The following is an 18792-nucleotide window of genomic DNA, read 5'->3' as shown; positions in this document are numbered from 1 at the left end:
GCCCGCTCACTTTACGAAGTCCACGGGCGGGGACCCGTTCATTTCACGAAGTCCTCGACGACCTCGGGGGGCCAGGCGCCGACCTTGAGCACGCCCATGGAGTAGGCGCGGGAGACCAGTGCGGCGCGGTTGGGGACCTTCAGCTTCCGCAGCAGGCAGGTCACGTGGTACTCGACGCCCTGCCGGCTGAGGTAGAGGCTCGCCGCGAGGGGGATGGTGGAGACACCGGCGGCGATGCCCTCCAGGATGCGGGCGTCCATCGCGGAGAGGATCTTCTTGCGCCTGGACACCACGCGTGCTCCCTCGCCGTCACCGGCGGTGGGCATCATGACCAGGATCGCGGTCGTGTCGGGCACTCCCCCGCGCACCGCGACGGCGGTGAGGGGGACGGTGAAGGCCGTCTCCTCACCGGGGCCCACGGCGAGGACGGGGGTGACGAATCGCTGGTGCCTGCCTTCCAACAAATTGGAGAATTGGCGCACCAACGGCTGCTGCGCGCTCGGGTGGACGACGTCGCGAAAATTGCGGCCGCATATGTCCTCGGACGAGTCGTTGAACTGCCGGAAGAACTCCTGGTTCGCCTGCTGGATGGCCAGTGTTTTATCGAGGCTTGCCACGCACAGGCCCGGAGCTGCAGGTGCTGGACTCAGCAAGAATGTGCTCCCTGTCAGAGACTTGAGCGCGAAATCAATTCGGAGGCTGGTGGGCGGCCGTGGGGACCGTCGGCAGGGGCGTCATCGGCCCTGGACCAGCAGTATCTCCAGACCCGGACATCCTGCGTCACCGACCTTGCGGGGTCCTGGTCGAGTCGCTGACGGCTCCTTGCCGTCGGCTGCCGTCGTTTTCCGGACCCCTTGTCGAAATCCTTGCCCAACACCTTCTGCTTTCTTGCCAATCGACGGATCGCCAGCTCAGCAGGTGCTTTCGCTATGTCATGATCGGTAGCGGACGCCCTGCGACCGCCCGTGCTCGAAGCCGTCCGTCAACCAGCCATACCCGTAAGAGATTGGGGACCGTCATGTCCGCGCCTCCGACCGCGAACGCGTCGCCCATGACCAGCGGCCCGGGCGAGCCCTTCCTGAGCGTTCTGGGGCCCATGTCGGCGCGGCTCGACGGACGCGAGCTCCCCCTCGGCCCGCCGCGACGGCGCACGCTGCTCGCCCTGCTGCTCATCCGGCTGGGCCGGGTGGTGCCCACCGAACTGCTCGTGGAGGAACTGTGGGGCGACGGCGCGCCCCGGCATGCCGTCGCGACCCTCCAGAGTCATGTCTCCCATCTGCGCCGGACCCTGGACACGACGGAAACGGGCCAAGTTTCGGTGCTTCGGCATCGGACGCCCGGGTATGTCCTGGAACTCGATCCCGAACACGTCGACGCCTGCCGGTTCGAGCGTCTGGTCACCGACGGGCGCCGGCTGCTGGAGCAGCACGATCCGCGTACCGCGCACGCCCGGTTCACCGAGGCCCTCGGGCTGTGGCGGGACTCACCGTACGCGGAGTTCGACGGCCATCCGCCGCTCAGCGACGAGTGCGCCCGGCTGGAGCAGATCCGGCTCACCGCGGTGGAGTCCTGCGCGGAGGCGCGGCTGGTCCTCGGCGCGGCCGAGGAGGTGGCCGCGGATCTGGACGGGGAGGCGCGCCGCCATCCCACGCGGGAGCGGCTGGTCGGCCATCTGATGACGGCGCTGTCCCGGCTCGGACGGCAGGCAGAGGCGCTCGAGGTGTACGAGCGCACGCGCAGTCATCTCGTGGAGGAGTTCGGGGTGGACACCGCGGCCGAGCTGCGCGAGGTCAGGAACGCGATCCTGCGCCAGGAGCCGGGGGCGAGCACCCCGTCCGGGAAGTTGTCCCCGGAGCAGATCGCGCTGTCCGTCGCCGCGCCCGCGCCGGAGGAGGCGCTTGCGGGCGGCGCGTTACCGGACGGCGCCGGTTTAGCGGGCTTATCGGGGTTATCGGGTGCGGAGCGCGCGGGCGGCGAGACGATCACCACTCTCACGCACGAGGAAACGGCGAGGGCCAAGGGCACCGGCGCAACGGGTGAGCCGGGCAAGGCCGCCGCATACGAGGAGAGTTCGGCGGCGGCGGGGCGGGCCGATGTGCCGCCGAGCGTACGGGCGGAGGCCGTCGAGCCGCGGGCCGGGACCGCGCGGCGCCCCGCGCCGACGGCGGAGGACGAGCCGACAGCAACCCAACAGGCGGGCGGGCTCCCGGAGTTCGCGTCGGGTTGGACGGCCGCCGCCCCGTCGCCGTTCACCGGTCGCGGCCAGGAACTGGACCGGCTGACGACCGGCGCGGCGAGCGCCGTCGTGGGGCACGGCCATGTGGCCGGTGTCCTCGGTCCCCCGGGTGTCGGCAAGACCCGGCTGCTGCTCGAACTCGCCGCACGTCTGGAGGACATGGACGCACGGGAGGGGGGCTCTCGCCTCGAAGTGGTCTGGAGTCACTGCTTTCCCGGTGAGGGCGTGCCCGCCTACTGGCTGTGGACCCAGATCCTGCGGCGGCTGTCCATGACCCGGCCGGACGCCTTCCGTGAGGCGACACAGCCGTACGGCGCCCTGCTCGGCCCGCTGATGCCCGAGCGGTCGGCCCTGCGGACCGACGGTCCGGAACCGGCCGCCGACTGGTGCCAGGCCCGCTTCCTCGCCCATGACGCGGTGTGCGAGGTGCTGCTCGCCCTCGCCGCGCGCCAGCCCCTCGTGCTGCTCCTCGAAGACCTCCAGTGGGCGGACACCGCCTCGCTCGATCTGCTCAGGCTGCTGAGCACCCGCTGCCAGGGCCAGTCGCTCGGCATCGTGCTCACGGCCCGGGAGTTCGAGGCCGAATCGGACGCGACGCTGCGCAGGGTGGTCTCCGACGTGCTGCGCGGTCCCCGGACGGACACGCTGCGGCTGCACGGGCTGTCCCCGAAGGCCGTCGGCGCGCTGGTCGAGGCGCATGCGGGGCCCGGTGTGGACCCGGGGGTGGTCGAGGTGCTGCACCGGCGCAGCGAGGGCAACCCGTACTTCGTGATGCAGTTGCTCTCCCTCGTGAGCAATGCCAGCGATCTCCAACGCCCGGACGCGGTCGATGTGTTGCTGGCCCACATTCCCACCGGCGTGCGCGAGGCGCTGCGCCAGCGGTTCGCCGCGCTGCCCGAGCCGGTGCTGCGGGTGCTCCGGCTGTGCGCAGTCATCGGTGCCGAGGTGGACACGGATCTGCTGCACCGGACCGCCACGCCCGACGAACCGGTCATCGCCGGCCTGGAGTCGGCCATCCGCGCCGGTCTGCTCGCGGAGGACCCGCACCACCCGGGGCGGCTGCACTTCGCGCACGCCCTGGTACGGGAGGCGCTGGTCGAGGAACTCCCGCGCGCGGACCGCCATCGTCTGCACGCCGGCATCGCCGAGGCGCTGCACGCCCGCCACCGGGGGCAGATGGGCGACGAGGAGATCGAGCGGGTGGCCCACCACAGCTGGCACGCCAAGAGCGCGCTGCCCGCCGCGGAGGTACTGCCCCGGCTGCTGCTCGCCACGGAGCACGCCGAGCGGTCCATGGCGTACGAGCAAACGGAGATCTGGCTGCGCCGCGCGGTGCATCTGATCGGCTTCCTGCCGCCGGACGAGGCCGCGACGGCCGGGCTGGAGCAGCGGCTGCACATCCAGCTCGGCCAGATCCTCGCCACCACGCGCGGCTACGGCCATCGCGAGGCCGAGACGGCACTGGCCCGGGGGCGCGCCCTGAACGCGGCGACGCAGGCGCCCGAGGATCCGTCGGTGCTGTGGGCGCTGTGCGCGGCGCGGCTGGTCACCGGACGCTACGACGCCTCACGGCAGTTGTCCGGTCTGCTGCGGGACATCGCGCGCCGCACCCGGGAGCCGGTGGCGGCGCTCGGCGCGGCGTACGGCGAGGGCATCGTGCTGCATGTGCGCGGGATGCTGCCGCAGGCGCTCGCCGAGCTGGAGCGGGGCGTCGGTCTGGCGGACCGGCTGGCCGACGAGGGGCATGCGCTGGCGCGCACCTTCCAGCACGACCCGCGGGTCTCCTGCCGCTCCTACGACACCTTCACCCACTGGCTCCTCGGGAACCGGGAGGCCGCCGGGGAGCGCCGACGTGAGCTGCTGCGCCTCACCGAGTTCGAGAGCAGGCCGTCCGACCGGTCGTTCGCGCTCTACGTGGACGGGGTCGTGGCGGCCTGGGAGGGTGACACCCGCACCGCGCTCGCCTCCAGCGACGAGGGGGTGCGGGTCGCGGGCGAGCACGGGCTGCTCTACTGGAAGGCGATGCTGGGCGTCGTCAAGGGATGGGGCCTGGCCCATTCCGCGGACCGGGACGACGGTCTGGCCCTGATGCACGCCTCGCTGGCCGAGCTGGGCCGGTCCAGGACGTGCCTGCGCCACCCCCTGCATCTGGGTCTGCTGGGTCAGGCCCAGTGGCACGGCGGGCGGACCGAGGAGGCGCGCGGCACCTTCCGGGCGCTGCTGGCCGCGGTGGAGCAGCGCCGTGAGCGCGTGTACCTCCACCCGGCCCTGCCGGCGACCCCGCTGCTGCGCGAACTGCTGGACCTCGGTGGCGACGACGTGCCCGGTTCGTACGGTCGGACAGCCCCGTAGTCCCCCGCACGCCGCCGCCGCTCAGTCCTCGGTGATGACGATCGCCTGCACCGGACAGGCCAGGGGGACCTCACGGACGCGGGAGTCCCCCGCGCCGTCCTCCTGTCCCGGGAGCAGGGCGACCAGTGCCTCGTCGTCCTGGGTGAAGACGCCGGGTGCGGTCATGACGCACTGGCCGGAGCCGATGCACCGGTCACGGTCGACGGTGATGCGCAAGGCGTGGCCCGCCCCCCTTCGTTCGGTTCCTGCCGCCCGTGACGTCACCAGGTGACGGGCAGTTCGATCGGCCCCTGGGCGTCGTGGCCGGCCTTGAGCGACACCTCGTCCAGGGGTACGGCCAGGCGCAGGCCGGGGATGCGGGTGAAGAGCGTGCCGAGGGCGATCTCCAGTTCGGCGCGGGCGAGGTTCTGCCCCAGGCACTGGTGGATGCCGTGGCCGAAGCCGACGTGGTGCCGTGCGTTGCGGCGGGCGTCGAAGACGTCGGGGTCGTCGTACGCCTGGGCGTCGCGGTTCATCAGGGTGATGGAGACCAGGACGGCGTCCCCGGCCTTGACGGTCGTGCCGCCGACCTGGATGTCCTCCTTGGCCATCCGGACCATGTAGTCGGAGACCGAGGTGAACCGCAGCAGTTCCTCGACCACGCCCGGCACCGCGGCGGGGTCGTCCAGCAGCACCTGGATCTGCTCGGGGTGCTGCATGAGGGTGAGGGCGCCGAGGGCGATGGCGTTGACGGTGGTCTCATGGCCGGCCACCAGCAGGACCAGGGCGATCATCACCACCTCGTTGTGGTCCAGTCCGCCCTCCTCCAGCTGGCGGGCGATCAGCTCGTCCAGGAGACCGTCTCCGGGCTCGGCCTGCTTCTTGGCGACCAGGCCGTGCAGGTACTGGTACAGCTTGGCGAAGGCCGCGTCGGCCTCCCCGGAGGTGGCGGCGCCCACGAAGTCGCGGGAGCACTCCTCGAAGAAGTCGTGGTCGCCGTAGGGGACGCCGAGGAGTTCGCAGATCGCCATGGAGGGCACGGGCAGGGCGAAGGCCGACACCAGGTCCACGACCGGCCCCTTGGCCAGCATGTCGTCCAGGAGCCGGTCGACCAGGCTTTGCAGGCTGGGCCGGATGGCGTTCATCCGCTTGACGCCGAAGCTGGGGATCAGCATGCGGCGCTGCCGGGCGTGCAGCGGGTCGTCCACGCCGATCAGCGGGAAGGCCAGTCCGCCGCGGTCCTCGGTGCGCTGGACGACGACGGGGAAGACCGGGTGGCCCCAGTCGGAGGACAGCCGGGGGTCGGCGAGCAGCGCGCGTCCCTCGGCGTGCCCGGTGATCAGCCACGCCGGTCGGCCGTCGAACAGCGTGACCCGGGTCAGCGGGCTCTCGCCCCGCCATTCCGTGTAGGCCTTCGGCGGCTGGTACGGGCAGGTCCGGTCCTGGGGGAAGGCCGGGGCCTCGGACCCGGTGCGGCGGAAGTCGGTCTCGGTCATGTCGTGCCTTTCGGACGATCGGCGGTGCGGTGGTTCGGCGGTGCGGGAACGGCCCCGGCAGGCGCGGGCGTCACCAGGTGACGGGCAGCTCGTGCACGCCGTAGAAGACCATGTCGTCGCGGAAGCGGAGCTCCTCGACGGGCTTGGCCAGGCGCAGGGTCGGGAAGCGGCGGAACAGCGACTCGAAGGCGATCTGGAGCTCGATGCGGGCGAGTTGCTGGCCGATGCACTGGTGCGCGCCGAAGCCGAAGGCCAGGTGCGGGGCGGGGCGGCGGGTGATGTCGAAGCGCTCCGGCTCCTGGACGAAGGCGGGGTCGAAGTCGGCGGCGAGGACGTGCGCGACGACCTGCTCGCCCTCGGCGATGCGTACGCCGCCCAGCTCCACGTCCCGGGTGGCGACGCGCTCGCCGCCGAACTGGCCGATGGTGAGGTAGCGCAGCAGTTCCTCGACCGCGTTGCCGATCAGCGACGGCTCCTCGCGCAGCAGGGCCAGCTGGTCGGGGCGGTCCAGGAGCAGGGCCGCGCCGAGGCCGATCATGCAGGCGGTGGTGTCGTGGGCGGCGATCAGCAGGGTGCCGGCCGCGTTCATGAGGAACATGTCGTCGAGGACACCGTCGGGGTCCTCGGTGGTGGTCAGCGCCGAGATCAGGTCGTCGCCGGGGCTGGCCCGGCGCTCCTGGACGAGCTGGTAGAGCAGCCCGCCCAGGCGCATGCCGGCGGCCTCGGTGGCGGCGGCGTCCTGGTCGACCCGCATCATCGCCTCGGCGATCTCCTGGAACTCGGGCCGGCGTTCGACCGGGACGCCGAACAGGTCGGAGATCACCATGGCGGGCACCGGGTTGGCGAAGGCCTTCACCAGATCGACGGTGCCGCCCTGGGCCGCGATGGCGTCGAGGCGTTCGTCGACGATGCGCTGGATGTTCGGGCGCAGCGCCTGCATGCGCCGGACGGTGAACTCCTTGGCGAGCAGCTTGCGGTCGGCGGTGTGCTCCGGCTCGTCCTGCCACAGCAGGCTGCCGCGGCCGGGCTTCTGGGTGACGACGCCGTCCTGGGTGTGCAGGGCGTGCGGCACCTGGACGCTGAAGGAGGGGTCGCGTAACAGGGCGCGCACCTCCTCGTAGCCGGTCACCAGCCAGGCCTCGTGGCCGCTGGTGAAGGTGGCCCGGGTCACCGGGGCGGCCGCGCGGATCTCGGCGATGCCGTCCGGCGGCAGGAACGGGCAGCTGCGGGCCTTGGGTACGGCGGGTGCGGCGCCGGTGGGCTCGGACATGGCTCTCCTTGTGCTGGTGTGAGGGGTGGGCCGTACGACAGGGGTCAGGCGGCGGGGAGTTCGAGGGTGCTCTCGCCGCGCCGGGGCGCGTTCACGAGGACGGCCATGTTCCCGGAGGGGTGCACGTTGTCGTGCATCATCTGGTGCATGCGCCCGATGTCCTGGAAGGTCTCGCAGGCGGACAGGCAGGGGTCGAGCATGCCGGTGCCGACGAGTTCGATGACCTCGCGGCACTCGCGGGTGCCGGCGTAGTGCGAGCCCTGGAGGCGCTTGGAGCGCATCCACAGGTGGCGCAGGTCGACGTCGCCGTTGTAGCCGGAGGTGCCGCCGCAGATCACCACCATGCCGGCGTTGTCGCACAGGTACATCGAGGTGGGCAGGGTGTCCTGGCCGCTGTGCTCCAGGACGATCCGCGGGGACCTGCGCTCGCCGAGGATCTCCCAGATCTTCTTGCCGACCCCGCGGGCGCCGCGCAGGAACCGTGCCGAGGCCTCGGCGTCCCCGACGTCGGGCAGCCGGCCCCAGTGGTCGAAGTCGCGGCGGTTGATGGTGCCCGCGGCGCCGAGGCGGCGGCAGTACTCGGAGCGGTCCTCGCTGGAGACCATGGCGATCGGGACGCCGCCGGCCAGCCGGACCAGCTGGATGGCCATGGAGCCGAGGCCGCCCGCGCCGCCCCAGATCAGCACGGGGTCGCCGGGGCGGACCGTGTTGCCCTGCCAGCCGAACAGCTGCCGGTAGGCGGTGGGCCCGGTGAGCAGGAAGGCCGCCGACTCCTCCCAGGTCAGCCGGGCGGGCTTGGGGTGGCACTGGTACTCGTCGACGCGGCAGAACTGGGCGAAGGAGCCGTAGTTGGTCTCGTACCCCCAGGCCTTGATGCTCTCCGAGACCAGCGGGTCGGTGCCGAGCCGGATGTCCTTGGCGGTCTCGTCCCACTGGCCGCTGGTGAGCAGCACATGGTCGCCGACCTTGACATGGCGGACGCCCTCGCCGACGGCCCAGACCACGCCGGAGGCCTCCGAGCCGCCGATGTGGAAGTCCTCGGGCTCGCCCTGGCGCTGCCGCATCCCGATGACGTCGACGGGCTTGCCGAGCGAGGACCACACGTTGTTGTAGTTGATGCCGGCGGCCATCACATAGACCAGCACCTGTCCCCGGCCCACCGCCGGGGTGTCGACGACCTCGGTGCGGAACGCCTGCTTCGGCTCGCCGAAGCGGCTCTGGCGAATCACCGAGGCGTACATCCGCTCCGGTACCTCGCCGAGCGGCGGCGTCTCGCCGATCTCGTAAAGAGCCTTGGTCATGGTTTGTCTCCCACGTCTGCGCGGTTGGTGTCCGGGGCTCGCGGTGGCCGCGGGCCGGTCATGCGGTGGTCGTGTCCTCGGATGCTGCGGGGCGGGTCGCCTCGGTCGCGGCGTCCGCCAGCCAGGAGTGCACCGCCGCGGCGGTGGTACCGGCGTGGTCCTCCAGCATCGAGTAGTGGTTTCCGGCGACCTCGACGGTCGTGTCCACGTGCTCGGGCGGTGCCGCCCGCCCACCGCCGTCCGCGGCGGCGGCCGGTACGGGCTCGCTCGCCCGCACCAGGAGGGTCGGCGCGGTGATCTCGGGCGCGGCCCAGTCGTCGAACAGGCGCATGTAGCGGCCCATCGCGGTGAGTTGCTCGCCGCCGGACCGCATGAAGTCCAGGCGCTCCGACTGCGCCTGGGCCATCGCGTTGAGCACCTGGCGGTCGAAGGGGATCGCGCGGCTGAAGCTGTCGACCATCACCACGGCCGCGGGCCGCTCCCCCATGGCCTCCAGGTGCGCGGCGACGCCATGGGCGATCCAGCCGCCCGAGGAGTAGCCGAGCAGGACGACCGGCTTTGCGCCCGCGCACTCGCGTACGGTCCGGGCGTGCAGCCGGAGCACGGCGTCCGGGTAGGCGGGGACCGGTTCGTCCTGCTCGTAGCCGGGGTTGGCCAGCGCCCACATGTCCAGCCGGTCGCGGAAGGGCGCGGCGAACCGCGCGTACTGGTGCGCCCCGGCCGGTACGACGTACGGCGAGAAGCACATCACCGTGTACGGGAGGTCGTCGCCCTGGGACAGCCGTACCGGGGCCGGGAGTTGGGCCAGGTCCTCGGGGTTCTCGAAGGAGGGCCGGAAGCGGGCCGCCTCCATCAGCATTCCCATGGCCTCGGCGGCCGTTCCGGTCCGGCTGGCGTGCCGGTAGAGCCGGACCAGCATGTCGGTGGGCCGCTCCTGCGCCGCGCCCCCGCCTGCGCCCTGGAGGAGGGTCAGCAGATGCCGGGCGAGCCGGGCGGGCGTGGGGTGGTCGAAGGCCAGTCCTGCGGGCAGCCGCAGTCCGGTCGCGGCGGACAGGCGGCGGCGCAGGTCGATCGCGGTGAGCGAGTCGAAGCCGAGTTCCAGGAAGTGCGCGGTGGGCAGGACGTCCTCGGCGGACTCGTGCCCGAGGACCACGGCGCTCTGGGAGCGGATGTGCTCCAGCAGCCGCTCCTCCCGTTCGGCCGCGTCGAGCCGGGCCAGTTCGGTGGCCAGTGCCGCTCCGGCGCCGGTCTCCTCGCTCGCGTCCCGCTCGGCCCGCTCCGCCGCCAGGAGCCGTTGTACGTCGTGGAGTTCGGCCAGCAGCCGGCTGGGCCGTCCCACAGTGAAGGCGGGCAGGAACTTCTCCCAGTCGATCGGGGCGACGGTGAGCGCGGCCTCGTCGTGGTCGACGGCCTGGCGCAGCGCGGAGATCGCGAGTTCGGGGGGCATGACGCCCAGGCCCCGCCGCTCGCCGCGTTCCCGCACCGCGTCGTCGACCATGCCGCCGCCCGCCCAGCCGCCCCAGGCGACCGAGGTCGCGGTCAGGCCCCGGGCCCGCCGCCGCAGGGCGAGGGCGTCGAGGAAGGCGTTGGCGCTGGCGTAGGAGGCCTGGCCGCCGCTGCCCCAGACGCCCGCGCCGGAGGCGAACAGGACGAACGCGTCCAGTGCGCGGCCGTCGAGCAGTTCGTCCAGGTTCACCGCGCCGGTGACCTTGGCGGCGGCGGCTTCGGCGAACTCCTCAAGGTCGGCGTCGGCCAGCAGGGACGACCGTGCCGTGCCGGCGGCGTGCAGCACCGCGGTGAGCGGGTGCCGGGACTCGATGCCGGCGAGCAGTCGGGCGAGCGCGGCACGGTCGGCGATGTCGCAGGCGGCGATGGTCACTTCGGCGCCCAGGGCGGTCAGCTCCGCGTGCAGTTCCGCCGCGCCGGGGGCGTCGGGTCCGCGCCTGCTGGTGAGCACCAGGTGCCGGGCGCCCGCTCCGGCGAGCCAGCGGGCGAGGTGGCGGCCCACACCGCCGGTTCCGCCGGTGACGAGGACGGTGCCGCGCGGCTGCCACGGTGCGGTCGGCTCCGTGTCGGCGGGCCGCGCACGGAGCAGGCGCCTGCCGTACACGCCGTCGGCCCGTACGGCGAGCTGGTCCTCGTCGTGCTGGGCCAGCACTGCGGCCAGTCGGCGCAGTGTGTGCTTGTCCACGGTGTCGGGCAGGTCGACCAGACCGCCCCAGCGGCGGGGCAGTTCGAGTGCGGCGACGATGCCCAGGCCCCACAGCTGGGCCTGGCCGACGTCGAGCAGCGGGTCGGCGGTCCCGGTGGACACGGCGCCGCGGGTCGCGCACCACAGGGGTGCCTGGACGTCCAGGTCGCCCAGCGCCTGGATGAGGGTGAGGGTCATGGCGAGGCTCGCGGACAGCGCCGGGTGGTCCGGGTGGGCGCCGGGGGCGAGGCCGAGCAGGGAGAGGACTCCGGCGGGCTGTTCGCCGCCGAGTTCCTCGGCGAGCAGCCGTGCCGTCCGCGCGCGGTCGCTGTCGGCGGGGATCTCCACGACGCGCACCTTGGCGCCGTGGGCGCCGAGCACGCCGACGACGCAGGGTGGCCACTGTCCGTCCGCCAGACCGGCGGGCAGGACGGCGAGCCAGGGGCCGTCCAGGCCGGGCGCCGGGTCGTCGGGCAGCCGCCGGAAGGAGACGCGGTAACGCCAGCCGTCCACCGTGGACTTCTCACGGTTGCGTCGACGCCACGTGGCGAGCACGGGCAGCGCCGGGCCGACGAGGGCGGCGTCCTCCGCTCCGAACCGTTCGGTGAGCGCGGCGAGGTCCGTGTTCTCCACCAGCTCCCAGAACCCGGCCTCGACCGGGTCGACGGCCGCGGGTGCCGGGTCGGCGCTCTCCAGCCAGTACCGGCGCCGCTGGAACGCGTACGTCGGCAGGTCCACACGTCGTACCGGATGCCCGGCGAAGGGGACGGCCAGGTCCACGGGCACGCCGCTGACGTGCAGTTCGGACACGGAGCGCAGGAAGCGTTCCATGCCGCCCTGGTCCCGGCGCAGCGAGGCGCCGGTCACGGCATCGGCCTCGGCGTCCTCCGCGATCTGCTGCACCGCGTCGGCGAGCAGCGGGTGCGGGCTGCATTCGACGAACACCCCGTGCCCGTCGGCCAGCAGCGCGCGTACGGTCCGTTCGAACTCCACCGTGTGGCGCGCGTTGCGGTACCAGTATCCGGCGTCCAGGGTGGCGGTGTCCTGCGCGGCGCAGGTCACCGTGGAGTAGAAGGGGATGTCCGCGGTGGCCGGGGTGACCGGGGCCAGCAGGTCGAGCATCTCTTCGCGCAGGCTCTCGACCTGGGCGGAGTGTCCGGCGCCGGTGGCGCCGCGGACCTTGCGCACGCGCACGCCCTCGGCTTCGAGTTCCGCCAGGAGGGCGTCGACGGCGTCGGGCTCTCCGGAGACGGTCAGGGCGGCGGGCCCGTTCACGGCGGCGACCGACAGCCGGTCGCCGTACTTCTCCAGGTGTGCGCGCACCTCTTCGGCGGGCAGGGCGACCGCGAGCATCGCGCCCTTGCCGATGAGTTTGGTCAGGCAGCGGCTGCGCAGGGCCACGATCCGGGCCGCGTCGTCCAGGGTCAGCGCGCCCGCGACGTACGCGGCGGCGACCTCGCCCTGGGAGTGGCCGACGACGGCGGCGGGTGTCACCCCGTGCGCGCGCCACAGCGCGGCCAGCGACACCATCACGGTGAACAGCGCGGGCTGGGCGACCTCCACCTCGGCCAGGTCCGGTGCGCCCGGTGCGGCGCGCAGCACGTCCAGCAGGGACCAGTCGAGGTAGGGGGCGAACGCCTCGGCGCAGGCCGTGGCCTGTGCGGCGAACTCCGGTGCGGTGTCGAGGAGTTCGCGGGCCATCTCCGTCCACTGCGAGCCGTGGCCGGGGAAGACGAAGGCGACCTTGCCGCAGGCCGCGGCGGTGCCCTGGACCACATGGTCCGCGGGGGTGCCGGCGGCGAGCGCGGCGAGCCCGGCCCGCATGTCCTGCCGGTCGCGGCCGACGATCACGGCCCGCTGCTCCAGCCGGGTCCGGGTGGTGACGAGGGCGCGGCCGACGTCGGGCAGGGAGAGCTCTTCGTCGCGGTCGAGGTGGGTCAGGAGCCGGCGGGCCTGCTCGCGCAGGGACCCGGTGGTCCTGGCGGACAGCGGCCAGGGGCAGACTCCGGCGGGTGCTGCGGGGGGCTGCTCGTCCGGGGCGGGGGGTGTAGGCCGGGGGGCCTGTTCGATGATGGTGTGGACGTTGGTGCCGCTCATCCCGAAGGAGGAGACGGCCGCGCGCCGGGACCGGTCCCGCTCGGGCCAGGCCAGCTGTTCGGTGAGCAGGCGTACGTGCCCGTCGGACCAGTCGACGTCCGGGGTCGGTTCGTCGATGTGCAGCGTGCGCGGGAGGACGCCGTTGCGGATCGCCATCACCATCTTGATGACGCCGCCGACGCCCGCGGCCGCCTGGGAGTGGCCGATGTTGGACTTCAGCGAGCCCAGCCACAGCGGCCGGTCCCCGTCCCGCTCCTTGCCGTACGTGGCGAGCAGCGCCTGTGCCTCGATCGGGTCGCCGAGCCGGGTGCCGGTGCCATGGCCCTCCACGGCGTCCACCTCGTCCGGGGTGAGCCGGGCGTTGGCCAGTGCCTGCCGGATGACCTGCCGCTGGGCCCTGCCGCTGGGCGCGGTCAGGCCGTTGGACGCGCCGTCCTGGTTGATGGCGCTGCCGCGGACGACGGCCAGCACCTCGTGTCCGTTGCGGTGGGCGTCGGACAGCCGCTCCACCAGGACCAGGCCCACGCCCTCGGCGAAGCCGGTGCCGTCGGCGGACGCGGCGAACGCCTTGCAGCGGCCGTCGGCGGACAGCGCGCGCTGCCGGCTCGACATCGTGAACGCGGACGGTCCGGCCATCACCATCACACCGCCGGCCAGTGCCATGCCGCATTCGCCGCCCCGCAGTGCCTGTACGGCGAGGTGGAGGGCGGTCAGCGAGGACGAGCAGGCGGTGTCGACGGTGACCGACGGGCCCTGGAGGCCGAAGGTGTAGGAGAGCCGCCCGGAGATCACGCTGGCCGCGTTGCCGCTGGGCAGATAGCCCTCGACGCCCTCGGGGACCTTGAGCGGGCGGCCGGTGTAGTCCTGGTAGCCGGAGCCGACGAAGACGCCCGTGGCGGTGGCGCGCATGGAGTCGGGGGCGATCTGGGCGCGTTCGAAGACCTCCCAGGTGGTCTCCAGCAGCAGGCGCTGCTGGGGGTCCATGGCGATGGCCTCGCGGGGGCTGATCCCGAAGAGCGCGGGGTCGAACTCGTCCGCGTCGTGCAGGAATCCGCCCTGGGTGGTGTACGTCGTGCCGGAGTGGTCGGGGTCCGGGTGGTAGAGGGCCTCGATGTCCCAGCCGCGGTTGCCGGGGAAACGGGTGATCGCGTCGCGGCCGTCGGCGACCAGCTCCCACAGGTCCTCGGGCGAGCGGACGCCGCCGGGGTAGCGGCAGGCCATGCCGATGATGGCGATCGGCTCGTCCAGTACGGCGGCGGCCGCGGCGGCGCCGGTCATGTCGTCCTGGTCGCCGGTGAGTTCGGCGAGCAGGCGGGCGGCGAGGTCCGCGGCCGTGGGGTGGTCGAAGACCAGGGTGGTGGGCAGGGTGAGGCCGGTGGCCTCGTTGATCCGGTTGCGCAGTTCCACCGCGGTCAGGGAGTCGAAGCCGAGGTCCCGGAAGGGCCGGTCGGCCTCGACGGCGCCCGCCGTGCGGTGGCCGAGGACGGCGGCGGCATGGGTGCGTACGAGGTCCACGAGGGCGCGGGCGCGGTCCTGTGCCGACAGCCCGGCCGGGCTCTCGGCGAGCGCTCCCGTGCCGGGGCCCGTCTCGGGTGCCTCCTCGGTGAGGGTCGCGCGGACCTCGGGGAGGTCGCCGAGCAGCGGGCTGGTCCGGCCGAGGGTGAACGGCACGATGAAGCGGGCCCAGTCCACGTCGGCCACGGTCAGCCGGGTCTCGTCCCGGTCGAGCGCGTGCTGGAGGGCGCCGATCGCCGCGGCGGGGGGCATCGCGCACAGGCCGCGGCGGCGCAGCCGCTCCTCGTCGTCGCCGTCCTCGACCATGCCGCCGTCGGCCCACGGCCCCCAGGACACGGCGGTCGCGGTGCGGCCCAGGGCCCGCCGGCGCTGCGCCAGGGCGTCGAGGAAGGCGTTTCCGGCGGCGTACGCGGACTGGCCGCCGCTGCCCCAGACGCCGGAGATGGAGGAGAACAGCACGAAGGCGTCCAGCTTCTGGTCGCCGAGCAGTTCGTCCAGGTGTGCCGCACCGTCGGCCTTGGCGGCGAGCGCGGCGGCGAAGGCGTCCGCGGTGGTGGTGTCCAGCGTGCCGGAGTCGGCCACCCCGGCGGTGTGTACGACGGCGGTGAAGGTGTGCTCGGCGAGCAGGGCCGCGACGGCGTCCCGGTCGGCCATGTCGCAGGCGGCGAGGGTGACGTGGGCGCCGAGGGCCGCCAGTTCGTCGCGCAGTGCGGCGGCACCGGGCGCGTCCGCGCCCCGGCGGCTGGTGAGGACGAGGTGTTCGGCGCCGCCGCGGGCCAGCCAGCGGGCGACGTGGCCGCCCAGCGCGCCGGTGCCGCCGGTGACGAGGACGGTGCCGCGCGGCTGCCAGCTGCGGGTGGCGGCGCGTGCCGGTGCGTGGACGAGCCGCCGGGCGAGGACACCGGAGGCGCGGACCGCGAGCTGGTCCTCAGCCGAGCGGCCCGTCAGCGCCTGGCCCAGTACGTCGGCGAGGCGTGCGGCGGTCTGGTCGTCGAGGGTCTCCGGCAGGTCGATCAGGCCGCCCCAGCGGCGGGGCAGTTCCAGGGCGGCGGTGCGGCCCAGCCCCCAGACCTGGGCGTGCCGGGCGTTGCGTACGGCGTCGGAGCCGTTCACGGCCACCGCGCCCGAGGTGAGGCACCACAGCGGGGCGTCGAGGCCCGCGTCACCCAGGGCCTGGAGGAGTCGCAGGGTGGGGAGCACCGGGTCGTCGGTGAGGAGCAGGGAGAGCACGCCGTCGACCGGCCCGGTCCCGGCCAGTTCCCCGGCCAGTGCGGCCCGGTCGCTCGCCGCGCCGACGACCAGTGTCCGCAGGGTGGCGCCACGAGCGGCGAGCGCGGCACGGACCGCGCCGGTCCGCTCGTCCCCGTCCTCGTTCTCGTTCTCGTTCTCGGGGACGGCCAGCAGCCAGGTGCCGCCGGTTCCGTTCGGGGCGGGTTCGCTCAGGCGCTGCCACGACTCGCGATAGCGCCAACTGTTCGCGGCGGTCTGCTCTTTGCGCTGCCTTCGCCATGCCGAAAGCCTCGGTAACACGTCGCCGAAGGTGTCGCCCGCGCCGATGTCCAGGGTCTCGGCGAGGGCTTGCAGATCCTCGCGCTCCACCGTGTCCCAGAACTCGGCGTCCACCGGGTCCACCACCGCGTCGGCCACAGCCTCCGGGGCGTCGACCCAGTACCGCTCGTGCTGGAACGCGTACGTCGGCAGCTCGGTCCTCCGCGCACCCGCGAAGAACACGCCCCAGTCCACCACCACGCCGTACGTGTGCAGTTGGGCCAAGGCAGTGACAAACGCCTGCCGCTCAGGACGCTCACCACGCAGCACCGGCACCGTCACGGCCTCGTCCAGGCACCCCTGCGCCATACCGCTCAGGACACCGCCCGGACCGACCTCCACGAACGTGGTCACACCCAGCTCACGCAAGGTCCCGACACCGTCGGCGAAACGCACCGCCTCGCGGACGTGCCGTACCCAGTACTCCGGCGTGTAGGTCTTAACGGGCCGGCCCGTGAGGTTGGAGACGACGGGGATTTGGGGCTTCTCGAAGGTCAGGCCGCGGACGACCTGGGCGAACTCCTCCAGCATCGGATCCATCAGGGGCGAGTGGAAGGCGTGGCTGACCTTCAGCCTGGACGTCTTGCGGCCCTGTTCGGCGAAGGCGGCGGCGATCGCCAGAGCCGCCTGCTCGGCACCGGAGACGACCACCGAGGAGGGGCCGTTGACGGCGGCGATGCTCACGGCGTCGGTGAGGTGGGGCAGGACTTCCTCTTCGGTGGCCTGTACGGCGACCATCGCACCGCCCGTGGGCAGCGCCTGCATCAGCGCGGCGCGGGCCGAGACCAGTCTCGCCGCGTCGTCCAGGGAGAGCGCGCCGGCCACATGGGCGGCGGCGATCTCGCCCACGGAGTGGCCCATCACGAAGTCGGGCCGTATGCCCAGGGATTCGAGGAGCCGGAAGAGGGCCACCTCGATCGCGAAGAGGGCTGGCTGTGTGCATCCAGTCCGGTGGAGAGACTCGGAGTCGACGTCGAGCGGCATGTCCAGCCGCGCGCACACCTCGTCGTAGGCGGCGGCGAAGGCCGGGAACGCGGCGTACAACTCACGTCCCATGCCCAGGCGTTGCGAGCCCTGGCCGGAGAAGAGGAAGCCGGTCCTGCCGCCGGACGGACGGCCCAGCAGAACCTGGGGCGAAGGTTTGCCGGCGGCCAAGTCCTCCAGTCCGAGGAGGAGTTCGGCGTGGTTGTCCCCCACGACGGCGGCGCGGTGGCGCAGGGCCGCGCGGGTGGTGGCCAGCGAGAGCCCGATGTCCTGCGGCCGGGCCGCGCCGCGTGCGAGGGGCAGCAGCCGGGCCGCCTGATCCCGCAGTGCGGCCTCGGACTTGGCGGAGAGCACCCATGCCAGGGGGCCGTCGGCGGTGGTGTCGGCGGCGGGCTCCTCGTCCTGGGCCGGTGCCTGTTCGATGATGGTGTGGGCGTTGGTGCCGCTGACGCCGAAGGAGGAGATCGCGGCGCGGCGCGGGCGGTCCGTCTGCGGCCAGTCCACGGCGTCCGTCAGCAGCCGCACCGCACCGGCCGACCAGTCCACGTGCGGCGTCGGCTCGTCCACGTGCAGGGTCCGGGGCAGCACGCCGTGGCGCATCGCCATGACCATCTTGATGATCCCGCCGACACCGGCGGCGGCCTGCGAGTGACCGATGTTGGACTTCAGCGAGCCCAGCCATAACGGCCGGTCCTCGGGGCGCTCCCGGCCGTAGGTGGCGAGGAGGGCCTGCGCCTCGATCGGGTCACCGAGCGTGGTGCCGGTGCCGTGCGCCTCCACGACGTCGATCTGGGCGGGAGACAGTCCGGCCGACGCCAGGGCCTGGCGGATGACGCGCTGCTGCGCGGGGCCGTTGGGCGCGGTCAGACCGTTGGAGGCGCCGTCCTGGTTGACCGCGCTGCCGCGGACGACGGCCAGTACCTGGTGTCCGTTGCGGCGGGCGTCGGAAAGCCGCTCCACCAGCAGCATGCCCACACCCTCCGCCCACCCGGTGCCGTCGGCCCCGGCGCCGAACGCCTTGCACCGGCCGTCGGGGGCCAGCCCGCGCTGGCGGCTGAACTCCACGAAGGGGGTGGGTGTGGTCATCACCTGCACACCGCCGGCCAGTGCCATGGAGCACTCGCCGCCGCGCAGCGCCTGGATCGCCCAGTGGAGTGCCACCAACGACGACGAGCACGCCGTGTCGACGGTGACGGCCGGGCCCTCCAGGCCGAAGGTGTAGGAGATGCGGCCGGACATCACGCTGGCGGAGTTGCCGGTCCCGAGATGGCCGTCGGACTCGCCGCCCACGCCGACGAGGAGATTGACGTAGTCCTGGTAGCCGGAGCCGACGAAGACTCCGGTACGGCTGCCCCGCACCGACTCCGCGTCGATACCGGCCCGTTCGAACGTCTCCCACGTCGTCTCCAGCAGCAACCGCTGCTGCGGATCCATCGCCACGGCCTCACGCGGCGAGATCCCGAAGAAACCGGGATCGAACTCCCCAGCGTCGTACAGGAATCCACCATGGCGCGCGTAGGTCTTGCCGGCCGCCTCCGGGTCCGGGTCGTAGATGTCCTCCACGTCCCAGCCCCGGTCCGCCGGGAACTCACCGACCGCGTCACCACCGGAGGCCACCAGCCGCCACAGGTCCTCGGGCGAACGCACCCCGCCCGGATACCGGCACGCCATGCCGACGATAGCGATGGGTTCCTGGTTCTTCTCCTCGACCTCGCGCAGGCGCTCCCGGACCTGGCGAAGGTCCCCGGTGACGCGCTTGAGATATTCGAGAAGCCTGTCTTCGTTGCTGCTCATCCGCCTCATCCGTCCTCGGCTGTCGTCAA

General features: G+C 73.0%; 7 protein-coding genes. 1 reads left to right on the top strand and 6 read right to left on the bottom strand.

Going from position 1 to position 18792, the window contains the following annotated elements:
• Positions 1 to 38 precede the first annotated feature (38 nt).
• Entirely contained in the window at positions 39 to 617 is a 579-nt protein-coding gene (locus HEP81_RS37605) for a LuxR C-terminal-related transcriptional regulator (RefSeq protein WP_037659004.1), read from the bottom strand.
• A gap of 434 nt (positions 618 to 1051) precedes the next feature.
• Here HEP81_RS37605 and HEP81_RS37600 point away from each other — a divergent pair, with 434 nt between their 5' ends.
• Complete coding sequence (locus tag HEP81_RS37600) at positions 1052 to 4588, top strand: ATP-binding protein (RefSeq protein WP_243279730.1); 3537 nt, start codon at positions 1052 to 1054, stop codon at positions 4586 to 4588.
• Between the two features lie 21 nt (positions 4589 to 4609).
• On the opposite strand, the gene HEP81_RS37595 is transcribed toward HEP81_RS37600, so the two are convergent.
• The 5 genes from HEP81_RS37595 to HEP81_RS37575 form a co-directional block, all read right to left on the bottom strand.
• Positions 4610 to 4804 carry a ferredoxin gene (locus HEP81_RS37595; RefSeq protein WP_037659006.1) on the bottom strand — a complete coding sequence of 65 codons (195 nt, stop codon included), beginning with the start codon at positions 4802 to 4804 and terminating at the stop codon, positions 4610 to 4612.
• Positions 4805 to 4848: 44 nt separating this feature from the next.
• Positions 4849 to 6063: a cytochrome P450 gene (locus HEP81_RS37590; protein WP_037659008.1), complete on the bottom strand. Its 1215-nt coding sequence runs from the start codon at positions 6061 to 6063 to the stop codon at positions 4849 to 4851.
• A 70-nt stretch (positions 6064 to 6133) separates the two neighbouring features.
• Positions 6134 to 7333, bottom strand: coding sequence for a cytochrome P450 (locus tag HEP81_RS37585; protein WP_037659009.1), 1200 nt, complete (start codon positions 7331 to 7333; stop codon positions 6134 to 6136).
• A 44-nt stretch (positions 7334 to 7377) separates the two neighbouring features.
• On the bottom strand, positions 7378 to 8634 hold the full coding sequence (ccrA, locus tag HEP81_RS37580) for a crotonyl-CoA carboxylase/reductase (RefSeq protein ID WP_037659011.1): 1257 nt from the start codon (positions 8632 to 8634) through the stop codon (positions 7378 to 7380).
• A 58-nt stretch (positions 8635 to 8692) separates the two neighbouring features.
• Complete coding sequence (locus HEP81_RS37575; protein WP_190276075.1) at positions 8693 to 18763, bottom strand: type I polyketide synthase; 10071 nt, start codon at positions 18761 to 18763, stop codon at positions 8693 to 8695.
• Positions 18764 to 18792: the final 29 nt, after the last annotated feature.

This window comes from Streptomyces griseofuscus, assembly GCF_014673495.1.
In the GTDB taxonomy this organism is placed as follows: domain Bacteria; phylum Actinomycetota; class Actinomycetes; order Streptomycetales; family Streptomycetaceae; genus Streptomyces; species Streptomyces murinus.
The sequence above is the reverse complement of the archived record's forward strand: the minus strand, read 5'-3'. Positions and strand labels throughout refer to the sequence as shown.

Bases quoted from the DNA above. Each gene is read 5' to 3' on its own strand.
- HEP81_RS37590 (WP_037659008.1), bottom strand. From the start codon at position 6,063: ATGACCGAGACCGACTTCCGCCGCACCGGGTCCGAGGCCCCGGCCTTC.
- HEP81_RS37575 (WP_190276075.1), bottom strand. From the start codon at position 18,763: ATGAGCAGCAACGAAGACAGGCTTCTCGAATATCTCAAGCGCGTCACC.
- HEP81_RS37585 (WP_037659009.1), bottom strand. From the start codon at position 7,333: ATGTCCGAGCCCACCGGCGCCGCACCCGCCGTACCCAAGGCCCGCAGC.
- ccrA (WP_037659011.1), bottom strand. From the start codon at position 8,634: ATGACCAAGGCTCTTTACGAGATCGGCGAGACGCCGCCGCTCGGCGAG.
- HEP81_RS37600 (WP_243279730.1), top strand. From the start codon at position 1,052: ATGACCAGCGGCCCGGGCGAGCCCTTCCTGAGCGTTCTGGGGCCCATG.